Annotated in this window: 1 protein-coding gene; it reads left to right on the top strand. The window is 60.0% G+C overall.

Features of this window, described 5'->3' with window-relative positions; all coding sequences use genetic code 11:
* Positions 1 to 101 precede the first annotated feature (101 nt).
* Positions 102 to 1,136, top strand: coding sequence for an IS110 family RNA-guided transposase (locus tag DIC66_RS22740; RefSeq protein ID WP_117180456.1), 1,035 nt, complete (start codon positions 102 to 104; stop codon positions 1,134 to 1,136).
* Positions 1,137 to 1,309 lie beyond the last annotated feature (173 nt).

Genomic DNA, 1,309 nt, shown 5'->3' with positions numbered 1-1,309 from the left:
CGCCGGGCCAATGGAATGGACGCCCCCCTCGCATTAGCGGCATCAAAGTGCCAAAGTGAGGGGTGTGTTTTCAACCCTCTGAAGCGAAAGGAGCGTCCACCATGGAGATTACGACAATTGGTATTGATCTGGCAAAGCACGTCTTCCAGATTCACGGTGTTGACAGTAGGGGAAAGGCAGTCCTGACCAAGCAATTGCGGCGCGATCAGATGGCAGCCTTCTTTGTGCAGTTACCTCCATGCCTGATAGGCATGGAGGCTTGTGGGGGAGCCCACTTCTGGGGCCGCAAACTCCAGCAGATGGGTCACCAGGTGCGCCTGATGGCTCCGCAATTCGTCAAACCCTACGTCAAGAGCAACAAGAACGACCGAGCCGATGCCGAGGCCATCTGTGAAGCAGTGGGGCGACCCAATATGCGCTTTGTGGCAATCAAGAACACCGATCAACAGGCTGTGCTCGCGTTGCACCGGGTGCGCCAGGGTTTTGTGCGTGCGCGCACCGCCCAGGGCAACCAGATCCGGGGCCTGTTGGCAGAGTTTGGGCAAATCATCCCCCAAGGTCTTGCACCGCTGCGCCAGCGCGTGCCCGAAATACTGGAGGATGCCAGCAACGAACTGCCGGGCTCCTTCAGGCTGCTGGTGCAACGTCTGCTTGATCACCTCAAGGTGCTGGAGACGCAGATCAGCGAACTCAACGCCCAGATTCTGGCCTGGCACCGTACCAACGCAGAGAGCCAAAAGCTCGAACAGATACCGGGCATTGGCCCGATTACAGCCAGTGCACTGGTGGCCAGCGTGGGAGACGCTGCACAGTTCAGCTGCGGGCGTGAACTCAGCGCCTGGATCGGTTTGGTTCCACGCCAGCACTCCAGTGGTGGCAAGGAGCGGCTGCTGGGCATCAGCAAGCGAGGGGATGTGTATCTGCGAACGCTGCTGATACACGGCGCGCGTGCACTGGTCCAGCTGGCGCAGTTGCACCCGGAACGCTACAAATGGCTGGCGGCCCTCATAGCGCGCAGCAACGCCAACATTGCGGCGGTGGCCGTGGCCAACAAGAACGCGCGGATCGCCTGGGCAGTGCTGGCGCACGAGCGGCCGTTTATGGCGAACTACAGCGCTGCGTCAAACCTGGCTTGAGTAGCGCATAAAACCGTCAACAGCAAAGGGGTAGGCAAGCACCGGTTGCGCAGGCAATCAGAGCATTGATGGCAAAACAGGTCAGACCGGGGTTGGCAAAACCCGTTTGGGGCGAAGCTCACAAAGAGCGCCGGAGCCGATAGAGGAGCCAACCAGCGGATTCCATCAGGGGC

Source organism: Rhodoferax lacus, from assembly GCF_003415675.1.
In the GTDB taxonomy this organism is placed as follows: domain Bacteria; phylum Pseudomonadota; class Gammaproteobacteria; order Burkholderiales; family Burkholderiaceae_C; genus Allorhodoferax; species Allorhodoferax lacus.
This window is presented reverse-complemented; position numbering and strand designations above follow the sequence as displayed.

Coding starts and splice junctions, on each gene's coding strand:
- DIC66_RS22740 (WP_117180456.1), top strand. CDS start 102: ATGGAGATTACGACAATTGGTATTGATCTGGCAAAGCACGTCTTCCAG.